Source organism: Clostridium sp. K13, assembly GCF_019734195.1.
Classification (GTDB): domain Bacteria; phylum Bacillota; class Clostridia; order Clostridiales; family Clostridiaceae; genus Clostridium.
In genome coordinates this window covers 1-1930 of sequence record NZ_JAASHM010000081.1, presented here as the reverse complement: position 1 = coordinate 1930, position 1930 = coordinate 1, and the positions used below count along the sequence as shown (strand labels likewise).

Here is a 1930-nt window from a genome sequence, read left to right as displayed (position 1 = left end):
GTATTATTTAGTATCGCAAACCTATTGTATTTCCTTGGGCTGAGAAGAGCAATGTTCATATAACTTAACAGATCGAAAAAAGGTTATGGGAGGAAATTATGATTTAAATAGTTCTTTTATTCCATCTTTAACATATTTAATTTCAAATGCAAGTGCAGTAATTCCATTTTATACTGGAATTATTGAAATAAGTATAACAAACTTTTATATTATGCTTATGCTTAGTAGATTTTATAGTGATTATGGATTACTATTTTCTGATAATGCTTATGTTACTAATGATTTTATTAATAGAACTCTTGCTAATATTTATGTTGAATTTAATAAATGTCAGAAATAAAGATAGATAAGTCGCTTCAGGGCACCCCTGAGGCGACTTGTCATATGAAACTTGATACTATTATTAATAAATATTAAAATAAGAGTAGAGGTATAAGAAATTTAATAAACATAAGATGTGAGGTAGAAAATGAAAATAAGAGTACCAAAATATTTTAAAGATTTCAAGTGTATAGCATCAGAATGTGAAGATACATGTTGTGCTGGATGGGGAATAGTTATTGATGATGAAACATATAAAAAGTACCAAAAGGTTGAAGGTGATTTTGGTGATAGATTAAGAAGTGAAATAGTACATGATGGTGGAGAAAATATATTTGTACTAAAGGGTAATGATTGTCCGTTTTTAAATGAAAATAAATTATGTGATATTTATAATGAGGTTGGAGAAGATGCTCTTTGCTATACATGCAAACAATATCCAAGATATATGGAGGAGTTTGGGGGATTACGTGAAATAGGTATTTCTTTATCATGTCCAGAAGCTGCTAGAATAATTTTAAGAAATGAAGAAAAAGCTATTTTTGAGTTAAGTGAAAATGAAGAGGAAGTAAACTCTTATAATGATATTAATGCTAAGCTTTATATAGAGCTTATGCAATGTAGACAAATAGTTTTAAATATTCTTCAAGATAGGGATATTAATTTAAATACAAGAGTGGCAATCTTTCTTTGTTTTACTAAAGAAATTCAAGATAAGATAGATGAAAATGAAATAACAGATATAAAGTCAGTTAGAGAAAAATATTCTGATAAAGAATTTATAAAAGAAGTTATTAGTAGTTTTGAAAAGTATAATAATAACGAAGATGCTAAATATAATAATATGAAAGAATATTTTAATGTATTTAAGTCGTTAAAGCATATAAATCCTAATGATCCTTTAGGGTTAGATGATGCAATAAGATATTTCTGGCAAAGTGAAGAAGATAAAGACATTTATTTAGCTAAGAATAAAGCATTTGATAAGTATTATGAAGATTCTAAGTATAAGTTTGAGCAAATTTTAGTTTATTTTATATTTAGATATTTTATGAAAGCAGTTTTTGATTATGATGTATCTGCAAAGGTAAAAACTGCAATTGTAAGCTATTTAATGATTAAAGAATTATGTGTAGTAAGATTTACTGAAGAAGGAGAAGTTACAGATGATGATATAGTTGATATTAGTCATATGTATTCTAAAGATATTGAGCACTTAGAAGAAAATATAGAAGCTTTAGCAGAAATATTTGAAACTAATGATGTTTTTACAGTTGAAGAGATGATAGTAAATTTAATGAATTAATATAAAATTAAGGTTGAAGCTGATTGCAGTTTCAGCCTTAATTTATTTTTGCTAAATTGAATATTGATTTAATGGAGAACTAACTTCTGTCATTTTAATAGGATCTAAAATCTTTTCTAGTGTTTCAGCAGAAATAAGAGTTATTAGGGATTTTAAGACTTCCTATTGAATCACTTTCTATTCTTGTATACATAATTAAACACCTCATCATTCACTAATTTCTTAATACTATAATAGTGCAAAAATACTTGAATAATTTTACAACTGAATAAAATAAAAAAACATTCATGATAAATCCTTGCT

The 1930-nt window shown here is 26.0% G+C and carries 2 protein-coding genes; both read left to right on the top strand.

Annotated features, from left to right (window positions below):
• Positions 1 to 85: 85 nt before the first annotated feature.
• On the top strand, positions 86 to 340 hold the full coding sequence (locus HCG76_RS18830) for a hypothetical protein (protein WP_221701795.1): 255 nt from the start codon (positions 86 to 88) through the stop codon (positions 338 to 340).
• 129 nt (positions 341 to 469) lie between these two features.
• Positions 470 to 1627 (top strand): flagellin lysine-N-methylase, encoded by a 1158-nt coding sequence (gene fliB / locus HCG76_RS18825; protein ID WP_221701796.1) that lies wholly within the window; start codon positions 470 to 472, stop codon positions 1625 to 1627.
• Positions 1628 to 1930 lie beyond the last annotated feature (303 nt).

Excerpts from the sequence above, each read along its gene's own strand:
- HCG76_RS18830 (WP_221701795.1), top strand. The coding sequence starts at position 86 with ATGGGAGGAAATTATGATTTAAATAGTTCTTTTATTCCATCTTTAACA.
- fliB (WP_221701796.1), top strand. The coding sequence starts at position 470 with ATGAAAATAAGAGTACCAAAATATTTTAAAGATTTCAAGTGTATAGCA.